Here is a 17,153-nt window from a genome sequence, read left to right on the forward strand (position 1 = left end):
CCTGGGCGGCGGCGTGGCGCGCCTGCTCGATCCGGGCGGTCTCTTCGGCCACCTTCCGCTGGCCTTCGAGCACTCGCGCTTCGTCTTCGACCACCTTCGCGAGGGCGGCCTTCTCCTTCGCCTGCTCGGCGGCGAGCTTCGAGGACTCCTCGGCCTTCTTCCGCTCGGCTTCGAGGACTCGGGCCTCCTCTTCGACCACCTTCGCGAGGGCGGCCTTCTCCTTCGCGCGCTCGGTGGCGACCTTCGCGGACTGTTCGGCGGCCTTCTCGGCGGCGGCCCGTCGGGCAGTCTCCTCGGCGGCGCGCTGGGCGGCGGTCGTGACGCTGGTTGCCTCGATCTCAGCGGTGGCGACGGCGGCTTCGGCTCGGTGGGCGGCGGCCCGGGACTGGCCGTCGGCCATGGCCTTGAGCTCGGCGAGCTCGGCCTGCTGCCGGGTCTCCTCGGCCTCCTTGGCGAGTTCGTCCAGGCGGGCCTGGTGGGCGGCCTCGCGCTCCTGGCGCTCCCGTTCCCGCTTGTCGGCGAGCTCCTGCTGCTCCCGTTCCCGCTTCCGCTGCTGCTCGGCCCGCTCCTCGTCGCGCTTCTGCTGCTCCTCCTCCTCCTTGCGCCGGCGGTCGGCCTGGCGCCGCTCGGCCTCCTGCTGCTGCTCCTGCTCCAGCATCTGCGCGGGGATCGCGCGGGCTTCCTCGACGCTGACGCCGTACGGGGCCAGGAGCTCGGGCATGACGTCCAGAACCTTGGCGCGCTCCTGCGTGGTGCCGTCGGCGTAGAGGGCGCGGTGCTTCTGCCAGACGCGGTAGATGGCCAGGCGGCGGACGATGGTCCGGGCCTCGGCGTAGGTGGTCGGCTCCGTCTTGGCGAGCTGGAAGACCTTCCAGGTCACACCGAAGTTCATCGCCCAGTCGGCGAGGGTCAGCGTCTGGTCAGCAGGAAGGCCGGCCTCCAGGCGGGCGGTCCGGACGATCGCCCAGCGGGCGACCTCGGTCAGGATCACGTACGCGACCGGCATCATGGCGTGTCCGAGGATCCGGCCGAAGTCGTCCTGGAACGCCTGGGACAGGCCGGGCGTGCCGGGCATGGAGTCGACGGCCGCGGAGACGTTCAGCCAGATCGTGACGGCGGTCAGCGCGTGCGCGGTCGCCCGGATCCAGGGCCGGGCCATCTGCCGCCACGCCAAGACGAGGTCGGCGGTGTAGAGGGCGATGATCAGCCCGTCGATGCCGATCGGGAAGGCGTAGCTCTTCCAGCCGGTGTATCCCCAGGCGACGGCGGCGTCTCGCAACGCACCGTAAGAGAGGGCGAAGCCGACTCCGGCGGCGGCCAGTCCGGACAGCGCGGCGACAGCCGCGAGCGGGATCATCAGCCACAGGTAGCGCGACTTCTTCGGCTCGTCGGCGGTCTCAGGGACAGTGGTCGAAGCCTCGGCCAGAGTGGTCGAAGCCGACGGACGAGTGCCCGAAGGTGCCGGGCGGACGGTGGTGTCGGCGGGTGCCGGCACCCGGTGGGTGGGCTCCACGGTGGTGGTCATCGTTCTCCGTTCATGGCGCGTGGTGGGCGGGGCCGGGGCCCCGCCCGAAGGGGTGTTCATGGTCCGTGCTGATCGCCGGTTGCCGAAATCACGGGCTCCGGCGCGTCCGAGAGCCGGGGTCAGCGGCAGCTCGCGCACTTCCCGTTCGAGTCGGTCTTCTCGGTGGACCAGGTGCCGCAGCCGGAGCACTGCCACAGGTGCCGTACGGCCCCGGCCAGTGCCCGGAGCGTGGTCACCGCGCTCCCCCGATCACGGCGAGGAGGCGGGTGGTCCAGCCGCCGCAGCGGTGGCAGACCCACTGCTTGGTCTTCTGGTCGAGCTTCATCGGGCGGCCGTGGCAGGACGGCCGGGTGTGGCGGCTCACTTCTTCCGCCCGAAGAGGCGGCCGCCGCTGCCGTTGCCGGAGCCGGGCGTCTGCTCGGGGGTCGACCGCTTCACCCAGCCGCCGCGGCTGGAGGAGTAGTCGGTGGCGTGCTGCTCGCGGTCGGCGTCGCTCATCTTCGAGCGGAGCTCGTCCTGGGAGATGGTCCGGCGAAATGCCATGATGAGAACTCCTGTTCCTGTTCGGGATGGGAACCGGAGCGCCCTGTCTTCCGCCAAGTCGTCGGGGCGCTTCGGTGTTTTCGGGTCCCCCGACCCCTTCCGGGGTGGGGAGCTGGAGGGGTAGCCGGGCCCGGTAGCGGGGCCGGTAGCCGAGGGGTAGCCGGTCGATAGATCCGCAGGTCAGAGGCGGGATAGCCGGGGCTATGCGACTCCCTGGCCCGACTCCTGGGGCTCGCCCTCGGGGAGGGGCTTGACGAGGGTCAGGCGCCGGACCTGGGCGGGCACATCGGAGGCCGGAAGCGGAACCCCGGCGGGGGTCTGCTCGGGGGTCTCGGCGGGGGCCGGGACGGGGGTCTCGGCGGGGGCCGGCGGGGCGGTCTCGGCGCCTCCCCCGAGGAGCCGGGCGAGGGCCTCCCCCGGGCCCATGCCGAGGGCCTCGGTGAAGGCGTCGACGCGCACTCCCCAGTCGTTCTTCTTCTTGATGCCGACCTGCTTGGTGACGGGGATGCCGGACGCCTCCAGCCAGTCGCGCAGCGCGAGCTTGTCCGTCGCCCCCGGCGCGAGGAGCTTCTCTTCCTCCGCCGACGCGATGAGCATCGTGAGGTGGACGGCCGGGCGGCCCTCCTTCTCCAGCTTGGCGAGCTCGGCGAAGACGTGCCGGACGAGGAGGTCGGACAGGGGCGTCTCCGGCTCGTCGGCCGGGGCCTCCCCCTCCTCCTGGTCCTCCTCGGCGAACTCCTCCTCGCCGTCTACCTCCTGGTCGTCTACCTCTTCGAGGTCCTCCTCGGCCGGGGCCGGAGGAGGGGCGAGCATCCAGGCCGCGACCATCCAGGCCATCCCCCCGACCGTGGCGATGACGCCGCTCCAGGGGGCGAGCATCTTCACGTACGGACCGGCGAGGGTGACGGCGGTGCCGAGGGTGCCGGCGGCGAGCATCCCGCCGATGAGGAACATCCCGGCGGACTCGGGGAACGGTCGGCGGACCGGGGCGACGGGCGGGGCCGTCACCTCCTGGTCCTCCTCGGGCTCGTCGTCCTGGTCCTCGTCGTCGTCCTCGTCGACGTCGGTCTTCTTCGCCGACTTCTTCGCCTTGGCCTTCGTCTTCGCGGCCTTGGCCTTGGCCTTCTTGTCGGCGTCGGCCTGCGCGGCGGCGGTGGCCTCGGTGTCGACGCTGGCCAGGTTCCAGGCCCACTTGAGGGCGGCGGGGACGCAGCCGCACAGCTTGCCGCCGAGGACCATCGAGCCGGACCACAGGGCGGTGAGCGCGGCGGCTCCGCCCCGGGTCACGTCCCGTACGCGCATCTCGTCGGTGGTGGTCACATCGACCCCACGACGGACGCGAGCTTGATGACGAGGTTGTGGCCGATGGCCCAGATGCCTCCGGCCTGGCCGTAGATGACCCCGGCGGAGATGCCGAGGAGCGCGGGCCACACCATGCGCTTCCACTTGAAGAGGAACGTCCAGGCGGTGAGGCCGAGGGCGACGCCGCCCATGCCGATGTTGCCGCCCACGGTGCCCTGGATGAGGGAGGTGGGGACCTCGGCGACGCCGGTCGTGACGGACGCCCACAGGTCGCCGGCGGCACCGGCGAAGGTGCCGAGCGCGATGCCGATGCCGCCCGCCTTGTCGCGGTCGAGCTTCACTCGGTCGCTGCCGCGCAGCCCGGCGAGCATCACCATGCCGGTGGTCAGGGTCAGGCCGGACATGCCCACCGAGCCGAGGATCGGACCGGCGGCGATGACGACGGTGTTGACGGTCTCGGGCGTGTTCACAGGACAACTCCGGGCGCGTAGAGGAGAGACGAGACGGTGACGGTGGCGAGCGGGACGCGGGCGATCCAGCGGACCGGCCGGGCGGACTGGCGGGCACGGCGGTCAAGCCCCCACCAGCACGCGGCGGCGACGGGACCGGCGGCCAGGAGCGGAGCGAGGAGCGTGCCCCAGGGCTCGATGGCGTACATCGCGTCGCGGACGACGGGCGCGGTGCCCTGTCCCCACAGCGAGGCGCCGATGGCGGCGGCGGGGCGGGCGGCGAGACCGGCCAGGCCGGGGAGGCGGTGGAGGTGGACCATCGCGGCCCCCTTCCAACCGGCCACGAGGGCGCCGACGGTGATGCCGGCGGCGGCAAGCTCGGGGACGGAGATGGTCATCCGGGCCATGTAGTCGGCCCCGGCCATCGGGTCGCCGGTCACGGACCAGATCGCGAGGTGACCAGCGGCGGCGGCCGTGCCGTTGAAGAGGGCCCAGCGGATCCGCGGGTCCTGTACGGACGGCGCCTCCGGCGCGGCGGCCGGGGCGGCCTGCGTGGTGTCGGTGGCGGCGGGCGGGTTGAGCCGCTTCTTCTTCGCCTTGGTGCGCGCGGCCTTGGTGCTCTTCTTCTTGCCCTGGGCCGGGACCTTGGCCGGGGCGGCGGGCGCGGCGGCGCGGGTGGGGAGCTTGAGCTTCACAGCAGCCCCTCCTTCACGACCGTGAGGTAGAGGGCCTGGCGCTCGGCCTGCCGCACACCGCCACGGACGCCGTGGACGTGCTCGACGGCCGTGACCTCGCGCAGCTCCTGGATGAGGCAGAAGTCGATGAGCGGGCAGTCCTGGCACAGCGCCATCGCCTGCTTCTCCGCCTTGTACGGCGGGGTGCTCAGGCCGCTGGGGTGCTCGGGGTGCCACGCCTCCGGGTCGGTCGTCGCGCACACCGGGGTCTCGTCGACGACGAACCCGCGGAGCGTCTGCTTGATCCTCAGCACCCGCTCGACGAGCTCGTGCTCGACGGCGAGCGGCTCGACCTTCATCCGGCTCACAGGACAACCCCCAGACCACACAGCAGGAAACGGACACGGAGCTCGTCGGCGCCGACCTCGACGGGGACCTCGCCCCGGCGGCAGCCGGGGGTCCTCGCCGGGGTCTGGCGCGGGAGCCGGGTACGGGTGACGACCTCGGCGGCCGGCGTACGGCGCGGGGTCGAGTCGGGTAAGGCCATGGGTCACCCCCTGGGCAGGTACCGGACCCCGCTAGTGGTGCACCAGCGGGGGACCTGCGTTTTCGCAGGTCAGCAACACGGGACCCCCCGACTTTCCCGCTGGGGTGGCGGGGCGTCCCGGGAACAAGGTAGACCACTAGCGATGGATAGCGCTAGTGGTAGCGCTAGACCTCTACGTGTCTTAGGCTCGTACGTGTAGCGCTGCACTCGACGGCGAGCGCGGCACGGGCATCAGGAAGGAGAGAACGGATGGCTTCAGTGGGCTACGGGGAGATCGCCGCGCACTACCGGAAGCAGATCCAGGACGGCGTGCTCAAGCCGGGCGACACGATGCCCTCGATGCGTCAGGTCTGCGAGAAGTTCGGTGTCGCCCAGACGACCGCCAACAGGGCGTTCCGGCAGCTCAAGAGCGAGGGGCTGACCCTGCCGAAGGCGGGCGTCGGCACGATCGTGGCGGGCGCGCTCAGCAACAACATCGCGCAGCGGGTGGCGTTGCACGCGAGCACCGGCAAGGCGCTCGCGGCGGGGGAGAGCTCCAAGATCCTGGAGATCGGCACGGTCGGCGCGGACGAGCTCGTGGCTCCTCGCCTCGACGTCGCGCCCGGTACACCAGTGCACGTCCGCCGACGGGTCGTGAGCCGTGGCGGCGTGCCCGTGCACGTCAGCAGCTCGTTCTATCCGGCGTACGTGATCGCGGTGACACCGGAGCTGACTCAGCCGGTCTCCACCGGCGGGTCGCGCGAGCTCGCTGCCGAGCGGCTCGGCATCCCGCAGGAACGGGTCCTGGAGGAAGTCACCTCGCGTCACGCGACCGAGGACGAGAAGGCCGTGCTTGGTCTCAGCGCCGACAAGGTGCCCGTGACCCAGGTCGTCCGGACCGTGTACCTCGCGGACGGGCGGGTCGTGGAGGTCGCGGTGAAGGTCGCCGGCGGCGCCACGATCCTGCGCTGGTCCAGCGACCTGCGCTCGTAAGGCCGTTCGCCTCGAAGGCCCGCACCCTGCCTGGGTGCGGGCCTTCGTCATGTCCTGAGGCAGCCTTCGCGGGCGCCTACGACCGTTAGCCTCCGTGGCCACCGCCGTTGGCGTCTGCGGGTGATCTGAGCTGGGAAAAGACGGCTGGCAGCGGGGGAGGGGTGCCCGGGTGGCTGTCCGGTTTGCCGGATTATCGGCCGGAGTTGGGCACGGACCGTACCCCCGCCGTCACGGATGCAGGCCGTGAGGCGACCGCACCGTGGGGGAGTGGCTGGCGGGGAGCAGCTGCTGCCGCGATGACGAACGGCCGGTGTGGTCGCTCCGCGTCGGCGCGGGCATCGTCGTGGCCAGGCAGCGTGTCGTCCGGTGTCTCCCGGCCCGCCCGTGGGAACCCACCGCCTACGCGCCGAGGGTGGGCGGCTCCCCTGGTCAGTCGGCCGCGGGCCCGCCCTTGCTCTCCCAATACTCCAGCCGCTTCTCCCAGTCCGGCGACCCGTCCGGCCCGATCCCGTACGCGGCCAGCCGTTCCCCTACCTCCTCGTCCTCCCACAGCGGCAGGACCCTGCGCTCGACACGCGGTTCGGCGGGAAGCGGCCGTTCGTCGTCGGCGGCCGGGGCCGGCGGGGGGACGTCGACGGAAGCCCGGAGCACCGCGTCCGCGAGGAACAGCGCGGCTTGGCGGTCCTCCTCGGCGCGGACCAGCGCGGCCGGCCTCGGCTCCGCCTCCTTCTGCGGGCGGTCCTTCTTCATCGGCAGGCCCAGCCTCCGGGCCTCCAGCGCACGCTGGCGGTGCGACCGCTTGCAGAACTTCCTCGGCGTGCGCGTGCCCAGCTGGCTCACCGGCTCACCGCACCACACACACTCCGGGTCCGGCACGACCCGGACCAGCCTCACGTCCTCGGCATCCACGCCACCGACCCTAGCCGTCACTGTGACGGCTTTGGGGGTGCACGGGATGGCGGGTTCGGCGTGACCAGCCAGAACAGCACCGGCGGACAAGCTGTCACAGTGACGGCTTTGGCCCGACCGGGGGACGTCACTGTGACGGCTTCGGGGGTGTGCAGCGGATGGCGGGTTCGGTGATTGCCCCGCAATCAGCGCGGCCGGCTACCCGGTGCCCGCGGCCTTCACCGCCGCGAGCGGCGGTGCCTCCGGCGGCCCTCCGGGGGGCCACCGCTCCCAGAGGGGCGGGGGATCGCGGGTCCGTGCGGGCCGGTGGGTGGGTCGGCGGGGTCGCGGGCTTCCCTCCGGCCGGTCGTCCCTCCGCACCATGCCGCACGACCGCCCGGGGCGGCTCCGCAAGCTCCGCCACCCCGAACGCCCGCACGGCCCACCGTGAGTGCCGCCCGACCGGAGGGAATCCGCGAGGGCCCCGCCTTGCGCGGGCCGCGCGGAAGGCCGGTGGGCGGCCTGGCGCCGCATCTACCCTGGTGTCGCTGCCCGTTGCTGCGACCGGCAGCCAGGGGAGGGAACGCCGTGTCCGAGGACGACGCGAAGACCGCGCTGGTCGCGAAGCGGATCGCCGAGCTGGAGGCCGAGCTGCACAGGAACTCGGTGATGCTCGCGAACCTCCAGGAGCTGCCGGACAGCTCCGGCTACCGGTACGCGGCCGAGCGCATCGAGGCGATCGTCGCGGAGATCGAGGCGTTGAAGGCACCGGCCGAGGAAGCGAAGCCGGAGAAGGACGGCCCGCCGCTGCACGCGGTGCTGCTGGTGATCGGCGTGATCGTCGCGGTGTACGGGCTCGCCGAACACGCCTGGACCGCCGTCCTGATCGGCGCCGCACTCGCTGGCGTGTCGCAGGTCGTGAAGCACAACGCCGGAGCCAGCACCGAGGACGGCTGACCTCCTCCGCCGAGGCCCCGGTTACCGGTTACCGGTTACAGCTCCGCCCGCGAACCGCGGGGGCCCAGAACGGCACGGCACCGCTCCTCCCCGGCCTGTAACCCGTAACCGGTAACCGCGAGGACCGCCGCCGAACGGCCGTCGAACTCAACGCCCACACCTATGCATCACGACGTCGACGGCCGCCCCAACGCGTGCACACGTGCCCGTGCACACGCGTGCACGCGCGAGGGCGTACCGGACTCCGGCCTTCGGGTCAGTCCTCGTACACGGGCGCCGGCCTCATCTGTTCGCGGGTGACCGGGATGGGCTTCGGCCCCGTCACGGCCTCCTCGGCGCTGCGCGGGGTCGGGCCCCACATCAGCCGCGGGCAGTGCTCGCACGCGCCCTCGGGGTCGGCCTGCCACGGCCTGCCGCACCACTCGCAGCACTGGAGCCCGACCCGGGCCGCCATCGTCTGCGGGAACAGGCTCGGGATGCTGTGCTCGAACCGGATGCGGGCGGCGGTCTCCTGGTCGTGGAACGAGGCGAGCATGCACGCGGCGTGGTACTCGCTGCCCTCGGCGTGCGCGGCGAGCTCCAGCCACGCCATCGACCGGGCGTCGAACGCCTGGGCGCGGCGGTGCGGGTCGTCCTGTTCGCCGGCGTGGTGCAGCTCGGTCTCCTCCTGGAGGACGCGATCGGCTTCGTCCAGGCGGCGCTTGATCTCCGGGAACGGGGTGGGCCGGTCCCGGCCGCCGTCCCACTCCGGGTCGTACGGCTCCGGCCGCGCGGCGGCGGCAACGGCGGCTGCGGCTGCCGCGTACGGCAGGCCGGTGCGCTCCATGTGGGCGCGGATGGCGGCCTTGCGCTTGCTGTCGTGCTTGGGCACGGGGGTCTCCGATCGGCGGCACGGCCCACGCGCTCACCGCCGGACGGGAGGACGGGCGCAGCACGTCGTCGGCATCACGGTGAAGTTCAAGCGCGCGGCCCGGGGGACCTTGGCCGGACGGCACCGCCGACTGCGTGGGAGTCGGCGGCGGCGGCTCGGGCAGGCGCGTCCTGCCCCACCACGGAGCCTACCGGCGCGGACTCCCGGGCGTGGACGACTCCGACGTCCTGGTCCTCGATGTCATCCACCCCGGCCGGGCCGGGGACAGCCGTCTCCCACGGGAGACAGATGATCGCACCGGGTACCCCGGGTACCCGCCCGGCGCCGGCCACCAGTTCCACTCGCCCGGAGGGCGCCCGCGGCTTCCGATCCGCCCCTTCCCCTTCACCCTTACTTCCGGCAGAACCGGCGTTCGCGTGATGGCGCCACCCAGCGACTGAACTGAGAGAACGCGCCAGACCCGAACAGGTTTCCTCCACCAGCACGTGATGGACCAGCCGATGGCCTCGCGGGGCGCCGCCGGTCCGTCAGACTGCGTCCATGAGCACCGCACGACGTCCTCTTGGCCTCGGTCCGGCGACCGCGATGTACGCGAGTTCGGGAGGCACTTCTCCTCGGCTGCTGCCCGTCGAGCGCGCGGTCGCCGTGCCGGTCGAGGGCGACGTCGAGCACGACCAGGAGCACGTCGTGGTGCGGGGCCGGCGGGTCCTCGGGCCGGGCTTCGTGGGGGCCTCGGAGCTCCAAGAGGGGTCCGTACAGAAGTAGTCGGCGGGCGCCCACCCCCCTTGTCCGGGCTGCTGAGCTGCGCGTTCCCCTTCGTCCCGCGCGGAACGAAGGGGACCCGAAAGGGAACCCGGAAGGGAACCCGGAACGGCACTCCGAAGAGGACCTCAAAGAGGACCCGGAACGGAACCGCTGCGGACGCCGGTACGGGTCCGGGGTTCTCCAGACCCCTCCAGGAGAAGTAGTCGGCGTGCCGTGCACCCCTTGACCACGGGCACTGACCTGCTGCTTTTGCTGCCTGGCGCGGGCCTTGGGGGCAAGTTGTAAGGCAACTTGCAGGGCAACTTGGGGAGCAACTTGTAGGGCTACTTGTGGGGCAACCTGGGAGGCAACCCGCCGACGGCCTCGGCCACGGGGTCCGGTGGGCGGTGTCGTCCGGAGCGGACGGCGCCCGGCCACGGCGAGACCTGCTCGCGCCGGGCGATGCCGACCGGAGCGGGGGTCTGGGGGCCGGCGAAGGCCCCCAGCACCCGCGGCGGTCAGCGAAGTCCGTGACCTCGGCCCTGGTCCGGCGGCGGCTGCCGCAGGTGCGCGGGCTGCTCGTACGCGGTCCCGTAGCGCTTGCCGGTGCCGGCCTTCCTCGACTTGGGGAGCGCGGCGCGGGCGGCGGCGGACCGGGCGCGGCCCTCGGCCTCCCGCTGGCCCTTGGGCATCTCCTTGCGCAGGGCCTGCTCCTGGCGGAGCTCCTGGACGCGCTTCTCCACCTTGGCGATCGTGGCGGTGGCCCGCTCGGCGCTGGCACGGCCGTTGTGCCGCTGGGCCTTGCCGTGGACCTGGTCGCGGCCGTGGGCCTCGCTGACGAGCTCGCTCCAGCCTGTGCGGAGTCGGCTGAGTTCGCCGACCGGGTCGGGCAGGCCGGTCTCCTTGCGCGCCAGGTCGAACGCCGTGGACGCCTGGGTGCGGGACTGGGCGGCGATGTCGACGTTCTCGTGGATCGTCTCGGACGCCTTCTTGGCCCGGGTCTCCTCCTGGCTGCGGCTGGTGTCCATCCGCCACAGCGCCCACCGGCTCATGTCCTTGCGGCCGTTGGCCTCCCGCCACACCTTGCGGGCCGCGTCGGCTGCCTCGTCGGCCGCAAGGGCGGCGCGCATCGCGGTCTCCGCCGTGGTGATGTGCGGCTCGGCCTTCTCCAGCCGGGCCAGGAGCTGGTGGAGCTCCTGGACGTAGGGGCCGGTGACCTGTCCGGTGACGATGGCGTCGCCGGTCCGGATCTCCTCCTCCGCCTGGGCCTTGGCCCGGGTGAGCGCGGCGAGCTCCTTCTCCCGCCGCGTGATGGCGGCGGCCAGGCCGTCGTTGCTCATCCGGCCGTGGGGCCGGCGGGCCTTGTCCGTCCAGGCCGGGATCGGCGCGGGCGCGGCGGGCACCTCGTCGGCGGGCGGCTGCTGTCCGGCGGCCTTGGCCCGCCACTGGGCGAGGAGGGCGGCGGCCGGGTCGGTGGAGCGGGCCGCCGGCTGCTGCTCGGGCACGGGCACGACGCCGCGCTCGGCTTGGCCCCGGCGCAGGATCTCGGCGCCGCGCTCGGCCGCCGCGGCGAGCTCCTCGTGCGTCGGGCCGTCCTGCAGGACGGTCGACGTCGCGCGGGCGGCGGCCACCAGCTCGGCCCTCGGGTCGGGGACCGTGGGCGTGGCGGGGCCGTCGCCGAGGACCTTGCCGAGGTCGGCCCACCGCAGCTCCTTGGCCACCTTCGAGGCAGCGACCCACACCGGGGCGCCGTCGCCGTCGACCCATCCGGCGAGCGTGAACGAGTAGCCGTTCATGCGGCCGGTGCTGGCGACGTTCGCGCGGAAGGTGACTCCGGCGTCCTCGAGTCCGGACTCGAAGGCGTCGCGGCCGAGTCCGCGGCTCGCGTCCCGGACCTCGCGCACGATCCGGCGGAGCTCCTCGCGCTCCGGGGGCAGGGCGGTGTCGTGGGCACGGCCGCGCCGGCGGGCGGCCTCCAGCTCGTTGTTGCGGACCTGCGGGCCCTCGGCACGGAAGCGCTCGCGCGCCGGGACCAGGCCGTGCTCCTGCTCCAGGCGGTCGGCGGCATCGCGGGCGCGGCGGTAGTCCCACCGGTCGGTGAGCAGCTGCCCGGACCAGTCGACCCGGCTCACGGTGAGGTGGACGTGGTCGTCGCCGTGGCGGACCGCGACCCACGGGGCCCCGTCGAAGCCCATGTCGGCGACGAACGCCGTGGCGATCTCGGCCCACTGGGCGTCGGGCAGGACGCCGTCCTCGTCGGGCAGGGACAGCGACGTGCGCCAGATCGGCGCCTTGATCTCCGGTCGCTGGCGGGCGGTGTGGTCGATCGCGCGGGCGACCTGCATCGGCGTGCCGGTGACGTTCCCGGCGACGATCCGCGGGTTCACGTGCTCGTCCCGGCGGCCGGGGCCGAAGTCGTAGAGGATCGCGCCGACGGCCTTCCGGCCCTTGGTGATGTTGGCGATCACTCGGGGTCCGCGCCGTCCATGGGCTCGATGCCCCGGATCGCGAGGGCGGCGTTGCCGACCTCGAACAGGGCGCCCTCGATGGCGGGGTGGAGCGCGCCGTCCTGGTGGGAGTACCGCACGAGCTGGTTGAGGTTCGCGCCGATCCGGCACAACTCGTCGTACGCGGCCTGCGACACCGGGTCGAGCGGTGCCGGCCTTCGCTCGGCGCCCGGGGCCTGGCCGTCGCCGACGTTGGCGAGGCGGTCCTCGACCACGGCGCGGACCCACGCACCGAGCTCGCGGCGGCCGGACTCGGCGCGGGCCGCGTCCCACCTCTTCCGCTCGGCATCGTTCAGCCGCACGGAGACCGTGTGCTGGCGCTTGCTCCCCGGCGTACCCCGTGCCATCCGTACCCCCTCGACTGTGGCCAGTCGCCAATTGGCGACTGGCCCACCAGTCGTATCACCTGCGGATATCCGCACCGCTTTCGGGGCGGGGAACCTGGGGCCGCCCCCGGCGGCCACGGCTCCGGCGCGGCCGTCCGCGCCTGCCGTGCGGCCCCTCGGGCCGCCGGCGGACCGCCCCGTCAAGGGGCGGTCCTCCCCCGGCAAGCGCAGCGCGCCAGGGGCGAGGTGCCGGTAAGCGAAGCGCACCGGCATACCTCGCTGCCGCGAGTCAAGGGTTCCCGGGGGTCAGGTGCCCGACGTCCGGGGCTCGCGGCCTGGACGCTGCCGCTGCCGGTCACCGGCCGGTCCGTCCTCCGTTCCGGAGCCCCCTGGGCTCCGGTGGCCGGCGCTTGCGTCGGCCGTTCCCGAGGACCACCGGTCAGCACATGACGTGCTGCCCATGGGCGGCGACGGTGGCGTCGAGCTGGCCGCCGCAGACGGCGCAGGCCGGGGTGCCGTGCGGCGCCGGGCGGGCGTCGGCGACGAGGTCGTCGAGGTCGGGCAGGTGCACGGCGCGGACCGGTTCGCGGTCGAAGCCGCGGTGGGCTTCGGGGTCGCGGCGGAGCTCGGCGCGGCGGCGGGCGAACTCGACGGCGGCGTGGGTGCGCTGGGTGTCGGCGGTCTCGGACCGCTTCTTGTCCTGCTCGGCCAGGGCGGCGCGTGCGTGGGCCTCGCGCTGCATGTCCGCGAGGCGGATCTCCTGGGCTCGGGCCCATTGGGCAGGGGTCCGCTCCAGAACGGCCTTGTCGACCGCCTCTCGACGCGCGCGGCGGGCATCGCGGACCTGCTGGCCTCGGCGGAGCTGGTCGACGGAGACGGGACGGCGGCCTGCTGGCTTGTCCGGCGGGTAGAAGTCGACGCCCTGGACCAGGCCGAGCTTGGTGAGGCGGGCGATGACGCCGGGCAGACCGCCGACTTCGGCGGCCTGGAGGATGTCGGCGCGGGCCCCGAAGACGGGCACGATCAGGCGCCACCACGCCTCGCGGGTGATCAGGAGCGAGGGGAGCTCGGGGGTCTCTGCGACCTCTTCCTCCGGGATCTCCGCGTCCTCGCGCTCGTCGAGCTTCACCAGGTGGGCGAGGCGCTCGCGCAGGCCCTTGCTCCAGGTCAGGCACTGGAGGCCACGGGTGGCGAACTCGTACTCGTGCCACAGGTCGACGGCCTTCTCGTTGCCGGAGGCGGCGATGGCGGCGAGCTCCAGGGCCGTCTTGCCCTTCTGCCCCCGGGTGACCTTGAGGTCCATCCGCGTCATCTCCAGCGCGAGGGAGCCGCCTTCCTGGAGCTTGACGACGTACTTCCCCAGCGCGCCGGCCTTCTCGCGGGTGGCGGCGGTGACGTCGACGCCCTTGCCGATCCGCTTGCCGTCCTTGGGGCGGATCTCGCCCCGGGCGGGCTTGGGCAGGCCAACGGCCGTGCAACGCTGGGCCCAGCGGTTGTAGAGCTCCTCCTCGATGACCTCGGCTCGGGCGTCGGTGGCCGCCTCCTCCGTCCAGATCAGGACGTGCGCGTGGCTGTGCCAGCCGTTCTTGCCCCAGGTGATCTCGATGGTGCGGGTCGTGCCGACGATGTTCCAGCGGTCGCGGAACCCGTCCTGCCAGACCGTGGCGGGACCGACCCGGCGGCCCTGTCCGTCGTACTCCTGGCGGCGGACATACCGGTCGTCACCCTCCCATTCCGGGCCCCAAGGGGCGGGGGCGCCGTCCCGGATGACGTGCCGTCCGGTCCACCAGGTGCCGCCCTGGACACCGCGCCACGCCTCGACCACGCGGGCGAGCTGCCCGGGGTCGACGGGGCACGCGCAGGTGCACGGCGGTTTCTTCTGCCCGGGGCCCGGGGCGAGCACGGGGCAGGTGCACTGACAGGTGCAGGAGCGCTGACCTGCGCACTTGTGGCCGTCCTTGACCCGGCTGGCGAGCCGGACGTGCTCCCAGTGCGGCACGGTCAGGGTGGCCATGTACAGGCCGTGCCCGGCCTTGAGCCAGGCCAGGGCGGCGCGTTCGAGCTCGACGGCGCGGGCCGCGCGGATGCGGGCCTGGCAGATCGGGCAGGCCCACACCGAGTGGCAGGACTGGAGTCCGGCGAAGCGCGCGGAGCCCTCGCCGATGTGGACGCCGACCTCCTCGCCCGTCAGTCGGGTGCCGCAGACGCGCAGGCCACTCAGAAGAGTGAACCGCTGGATCGCCTCACGTAGACGCCGCCGTTGGTCGCGGAGCTTGAGCCGCCGCATCTTCGCGTCGGCGTCCTCCTGCTGACCCGTGGCCGAGGGGGTCTGTCCTGCGGTGGAAACGAGGTTTACCGCTTCCCTAGCCGCACGCGCGTTCGGGGTTGCGGCTGAGTCGTCCCTGACGGGGCTGTGGGGGCTGGCGGGGGTGGCGGGGGCCCGTCGGTTGCCTGCGGCGGAGAACGTGCCGGACAGGGCCGCTGAGGCGGCGTCAAGGGCCTGGATCTCGGCGACCTTGCGGTCGATGGCGCGGGTACGGCCCTCAGCGACACGCCGGGCGCGGGCGGCATCGCGGGCGGCGGCCTGGCGCTGGCGGGCGAGTTCCATCGGCGTGGCGCCAGCGGGGAGGGTGGAGGCGGGGGCCTCCAGCTCACGGCGGCGGTCCGCGCCCGTGGCGCGGATCACGGCGGCAGGCTGGGGGGCAAACGCGGAGGAACCCGGCGACTCGCTCGGGTGGTTGTCCGGCTCGATGGCCTGGACAGGTGTTGCGGGACGACTGTCCCCGGGTACGCTGATCAAAGCGTTGGGTCCTGTCTGGTGCGCCTAGGAACGTTCAGGTAAGGACTCGCGCGGGGCGTATCCCGAACTCCTACATCCGGGTGCGCCCCACGTTCTTTTGTGGCAGTGATCCTTTCACCACCTGGGGCTGGATATCCACTGCGACGCCCAAAGTGACCCGTGAGATCTCACGGGGCGAACGAAGGCCCGCGACAATTCCCGTGTCGCGGGCCTTCGTCGTGCTGCTGTCCCGTCAGGCGGGACGCGGGGCCTGGGGTGTTACGCGAGTCGGTCGGGGTCCTGGGCGGCGATCTGCGCGAGCCACACGGTCAGCGTCGCGCGATCGACCGCGTCGAGGGCGGCCTGGAGCGCGGCGAGCGACTGGCGGAAGGTGGCGTCCTTGGCCTTGGTGCCGGCGGGGGTGACGGTCATCTCCAGGTGGTCGCCCAGGATCTCGGCGGCGGCGAGGCGCTCGTCGCCCGGGGTGTCGAGCCAGGAGCGGCCGTTGAGAGCTCCGAAGGCGGCGCGGCCGAGGCCGGTGTGCATGTGGGAGACCGCGGCGCGGAGCTGGGCAACGTACTCGCGCAGTTCCTCCGGGCTGCTGACTTCCTGCCCGGCCTCGACCCAGTTGTCCTCGGCGATGGTGATCGTGGTGTCGGTCATCGGTCGTTCCTCTCGGGGGTGGTGGTCAGTCCTTGTACGCGACGGCGCCGAGGCCGTTCTGCGCGCGGGTGAGGGCGCCGCGGAGGGTCTCGGCGGCTCCGGCCGCGATGTGGAGGCCGGCGTACGCGGCCTCCAGGTCGTCGCCGAGGGTGTCGCGGTCGCTCTTGAGGTGGTTCTCCCCCTCCAGGGTGGTGAGGAGCTGGGTGATCTGCTCGATGGCCTGCGGGAGCATCCCGGCCATGTAGGCGAGGTTGCCGACGACGCTGTACGCGTCGCCCGGGTACTCCCAGTCCGGACGAGTGCTGAGGGTCGCGTGGTTGAGGGCGCGGATCGCGTCGCCGGCGGTGTCGGCGAGCTGGGCGGGGGTCTTGTCGGTCATGGGGTCGATCCTTCCAGTCAGGTGTGACGTCAGTGGCGGAAGTCGCTGATCTCGCCGCAGCGCATCGAGCTGCTGGGCGCGGCCTGCGCGGTGTACGGGGTGAGGCCCTGGTCCCGCCACATCTGGCGGGCGGTGTCGGTGTGGCCGGCGCAGACGTAGGCGGTGGCGTCGAGGCTGCCGTGGGCGAGGCCGTTCTTGGCGGAGTACGCCTCGACGGCGGCGGTGACGCGGGCCGCGCAGGCGTGCGGCATCCGGTCGAAGCGGATGGTCATGCGGCGATCTCCGTGTCGGTGGTGGCGGTCCAGGTCCACGCCTCCTCGTCGGCGGCGGCGCGGGCGGCGGCGTCGGCGAGGGCGCGGGCGAGGCGGCTGGCCTTGGCGGGCAGGAAGCCGTGGCGGGAGACGCGCAGGAGCTGGTCGGCGAGGACGGCGGCGGTGGCGGGCTCGATGGTGTGGCCGTCGGCGGCGTGCTCCAGGAGCTCGACGAGCTCGCGCCGTTCGGCGGCGGGCAGGGTGCCGGTGGCGTATCCGGCGAGGCCGGTGACGGCCGCGAGCGGGTGGCGGTCCTGGCCGAAGAAGTCGGCGCCGTGGGAGACGACGAGGTGGCTGGCCATGGGGTGGTCCTCCTCTACTGCTGGGTGGCGGTGGTGAGGTCGGGGTCGTAGCCGGTGTGGTGGTTGTAGCCGCGGGCGATGAGGTCGATGGCGGCGGTCTTGTGGGAAGAGGCGGTGCTCTCCTTGGCGCCGATGAGGTCGCCGATCTTGGCGTTGGTGACGGGGAGGTCCTGGACGCGCCCGGCGAGGTCCTGGGGGGCGAGGGAGCGGACGGTGTCAATGGGCATCGAGTCGATGAGGAAGCGGGCGACGACGCGCTCGCGGAGCTCGCGGGCGGACAGGTTGGAGAGGGCCTCGGCTTGGGCCGCGCGGACCGCGTCCTGGGCGGCGGCGTGGCGCGCCTGCTCGATCCGGGCGGTCTCTTCGGCCACCTTCCGCTGGCCTTCGAGCACTCGCGCTTCGTCTTCGACCACC

The 17,153-nt window shown here is 73.1% G+C and carries 20 protein-coding genes; 3 read left to right on the forward strand and 17 right to left on the reverse strand.

Features of this window, described 5'->3' with window-relative positions; genetic code table 11:
- The 7 genes from AB0C99_RS37935 to AB0C99_RS37965 all read right to left on the reverse strand — a co-directional run.
- On the reverse strand, nucleotides 1-1,525 hold a 1,525-nt coding region (locus AB0C99_RS37935; RefSeq protein WP_362484805.1), incomplete at its 3' end, for a DUF2637 domain-containing protein.
- A 360-nt stretch (nucleotides 1,526-1,885) separates the two neighbouring features.
- Nucleotides 1,886-2,068 carry a hypothetical protein gene (locus AB0C99_RS37940; RefSeq protein WP_362484806.1) on the reverse strand — a complete coding sequence of 61 codons (183 nt, stop codon included), beginning with the start codon at nucleotides 2,066-2,068 and terminating at the stop codon, nucleotides 1,886-1,888.
- A 201-nt stretch (nucleotides 2,069-2,269) separates the two neighbouring features.
- Nucleotides 2,270-3,388: a hypothetical protein gene (locus AB0C99_RS37945; RefSeq protein ID WP_362484808.1), complete on the reverse strand. Its 1,119-nt coding sequence runs from the start codon at nucleotides 3,386-3,388 to the stop codon at nucleotides 2,270-2,272.
- A complete protein-coding gene (locus AB0C99_RS37950) occupies nucleotides 3,385-3,840 on the reverse strand; it encodes a hypothetical protein (protein ID WP_362484810.1) in 456 nt (151 codons plus the stop codon). The genes AB0C99_RS37945 and AB0C99_RS37950 overlap by 4 nt, the downstream gene beginning before the upstream one ends.
- On the reverse strand, nucleotides 3,837-4,514 hold the full coding sequence (locus tag AB0C99_RS37955; protein ID WP_362484812.1) for a hypothetical protein: 678 nt from the start codon (nucleotides 4,512-4,514) through the stop codon (nucleotides 3,837-3,839). The genes AB0C99_RS37950 and AB0C99_RS37955 overlap by 4 nt, the downstream gene beginning before the upstream one ends.
- Nucleotides 4,511-4,852, reverse strand: coding sequence for a WhiB family transcriptional regulator (locus tag AB0C99_RS37960; RefSeq protein ID WP_362484813.1), 342 nt, complete (start codon nucleotides 4,850-4,852; stop codon nucleotides 4,511-4,513). Before AB0C99_RS37960 ends, AB0C99_RS37955 begins: the two co-directional genes overlap by 4 nt.
- A 5-nt stretch (nucleotides 4,853-4,857) precedes the next feature.
- On the reverse strand, nucleotides 4,858-5,040 hold the full coding sequence (locus AB0C99_RS37965; RefSeq protein WP_362484814.1) for a hypothetical protein: 183 nt from the start codon (nucleotides 5,038-5,040) through the stop codon (nucleotides 4,858-4,860).
- 249 nt (nucleotides 5,041-5,289) lie between these two features.
- Between AB0C99_RS37965 and AB0C99_RS37970 the strand changes: the two genes are divergently transcribed.
- Nucleotides 5,290-6,012: a GntR family transcriptional regulator gene (locus AB0C99_RS37970; protein ID WP_362484816.1), complete on the forward strand. Its 723-nt coding sequence runs from the start codon at nucleotides 5,290-5,292 to the stop codon at nucleotides 6,010-6,012.
- A gap of 429 nt (nucleotides 6,013-6,441) precedes the next feature.
- On the opposite strand, the gene AB0C99_RS37975 is transcribed toward AB0C99_RS37970, so the two are convergent.
- Complete coding sequence (locus AB0C99_RS37975; RefSeq protein ID WP_362484817.1) at nucleotides 6,442-6,921, reverse strand: hypothetical protein; 480 nt, start codon at nucleotides 6,919-6,921, stop codon at nucleotides 6,442-6,444.
- A 567-nt stretch (nucleotides 6,922-7,488) separates the two neighbouring features.
- On the opposite strand from AB0C99_RS37975, the gene AB0C99_RS37980 reads away from it, so the two are divergent.
- Nucleotides 7,489-7,857 carry a hypothetical protein gene (locus AB0C99_RS37980; RefSeq protein ID WP_362484819.1) on the forward strand — a complete coding sequence of 123 codons (369 nt, stop codon included), beginning with the start codon at nucleotides 7,489-7,491 and terminating at the stop codon, nucleotides 7,855-7,857.
- A gap of 256 nt (nucleotides 7,858-8,113) precedes the next feature.
- Here the strand turns inward: AB0C99_RS37980 and AB0C99_RS37985 are convergent, their stop codons facing one another.
- Nucleotides 8,114-8,728, reverse strand: coding sequence for a hypothetical protein (locus tag AB0C99_RS37985; protein ID WP_362484821.1), 615 nt, complete (start codon nucleotides 8,726-8,728; stop codon nucleotides 8,114-8,116).
- Nucleotides 8,729-9,268: 540 nt separating this feature from the next.
- On the opposite strand from AB0C99_RS37985, the gene AB0C99_RS37990 reads away from it, so the two are divergent.
- Nucleotides 9,269-9,493 carry a hypothetical protein gene (locus tag AB0C99_RS37990; protein WP_362484823.1) on the forward strand — a complete coding sequence of 75 codons (225 nt, stop codon included), beginning with the start codon at nucleotides 9,269-9,271 and terminating at the stop codon, nucleotides 9,491-9,493.
- Between the two features lie 497 nt (nucleotides 9,494-9,990).
- Here AB0C99_RS37990 and AB0C99_RS37995 read toward each other — a convergent pair whose 3' ends face one another.
- The 8 genes from AB0C99_RS37995 to AB0C99_RS38030 form a co-directional block, all read right to left on the reverse strand.
- Nucleotides 9,991-11,940, reverse strand: coding sequence for a relaxase/mobilization nuclease domain-containing protein (locus AB0C99_RS37995; RefSeq protein ID WP_362484825.1), 1,950 nt, complete (start codon nucleotides 11,938-11,940; stop codon nucleotides 9,991-9,993).
- Nucleotides 11,937-12,326 (reverse strand): hypothetical protein, encoded by a 390-nt coding sequence (locus AB0C99_RS38000; RefSeq protein WP_362484827.1) that lies wholly within the window; start codon nucleotides 12,324-12,326, stop codon nucleotides 11,937-11,939. Before AB0C99_RS38000 ends, AB0C99_RS37995 begins: the two co-directional genes overlap by 4 nt.
- A gap of 418 nt (nucleotides 12,327-12,744) precedes the next feature.
- The gene (locus AB0C99_RS38005; protein ID WP_362484828.1) at nucleotides 12,745-14,991 is read right to left on the reverse strand and encodes a hypothetical protein; all 2,247 of its coding nucleotides are present in this window, start codon (nucleotides 14,989-14,991) and stop codon (nucleotides 12,745-12,747) included.
- A gap of 372 nt (nucleotides 14,992-15,363) precedes the next feature.
- A complete protein-coding gene (locus AB0C99_RS38010) occupies nucleotides 15,364-15,747 on the reverse strand; it encodes a hypothetical protein (protein WP_362484829.1) in 384 nt (127 codons plus the stop codon).
- 25 nt (nucleotides 15,748-15,772) lie between these two features.
- Nucleotides 15,773-16,126, reverse strand: coding sequence for a hypothetical protein (locus AB0C99_RS38015; protein ID WP_362484831.1), 354 nt, complete (start codon nucleotides 16,124-16,126; stop codon nucleotides 15,773-15,775).
- A 29-nt stretch (nucleotides 16,127-16,155) separates the two neighbouring features.
- Nucleotides 16,156-16,398, reverse strand: a complete 243-nt coding sequence (locus AB0C99_RS38020; RefSeq protein ID WP_362484833.1) for a hypothetical protein — start codon at nucleotides 16,396-16,398, stop codon at nucleotides 16,156-16,158.
- Nucleotides 16,395-16,739 (reverse strand): hypothetical protein, encoded by a 345-nt coding sequence (locus tag AB0C99_RS38025; protein WP_362484835.1) that lies wholly within the window; start codon nucleotides 16,737-16,739, stop codon nucleotides 16,395-16,397. Before AB0C99_RS38025 ends, AB0C99_RS38020 begins: the two co-directional genes overlap by 4 nt.
- A gap of 14 nt (nucleotides 16,740-16,753) precedes the next feature.
- A partial coding sequence (locus AB0C99_RS38030) for a hypothetical protein (RefSeq protein WP_362484837.1) occupies nucleotides 16,754-17,153 on the reverse strand: 400 nt, incomplete at its 5' end.

Source organism: Streptomyces sp. NPDC048659 (genome assembly GCF_040650575.1).
Lineage (GTDB): Bacteria > Actinomycetota > Actinomycetes > Streptomycetales > Streptomycetaceae > Streptomyces.

Bases quoted from the DNA above. Each gene is read 5' to 3' on its own strand.
- AB0C99_RS38020 (WP_362484833.1), bottom strand. From the start codon at position 16,398: ATGACCATCCGCTTCGACCGGATGCCGCACGCCTGCGCGGCCCGCGTC.
- AB0C99_RS38000 (WP_362484827.1), bottom strand. From the start codon at position 12,326: ATGGCACGGGGTACGCCGGGGAGCAAGCGCCAGCACACGGTCTCCGTG.
- AB0C99_RS38010 (WP_362484829.1), bottom strand. From the start codon at position 15,747: ATGACCGACACCACGATCACCATCGCCGAGGACAACTGGGTCGAGGCC.
- AB0C99_RS37960 (WP_362484813.1), bottom strand. From the start codon at position 4,852: ATGAAGGTCGAGCCGCTCGCCGTCGAGCACGAGCTCGTCGAGCGGGTG.
- AB0C99_RS37940 (WP_362484806.1), bottom strand. From the start codon at position 2,068: ATGGCATTTCGCCGGACCATCTCCCAGGACGAGCTCCGCTCGAAGATG.
- AB0C99_RS38015 (WP_362484831.1), bottom strand. From the start codon at position 16,126: ATGACCGACAAGACCCCCGCCCAGCTCGCCGACACCGCCGGCGACGCG.
- AB0C99_RS37970 (WP_362484816.1), top strand. From the start codon at position 5,290: ATGGCTTCAGTGGGCTACGGGGAGATCGCCGCGCACTACCGGAAGCAG.
- AB0C99_RS37990 (WP_362484823.1), top strand. From the start codon at position 9,269: ATGAGCACCGCACGACGTCCTCTTGGCCTCGGTCCGGCGACCGCGATG.
- AB0C99_RS38025 (WP_362484835.1), bottom strand. From the start codon at position 16,739: ATGGCCAGCCACCTCGTCGTCTCCCACGGCGCCGACTTCTTCGGCCAG.
- AB0C99_RS37965 (WP_362484814.1), bottom strand. From the start codon at position 5,040: ATGGCCTTACCCGACTCGACCCCGCGCCGTACGCCGGCCGCCGAGGTC.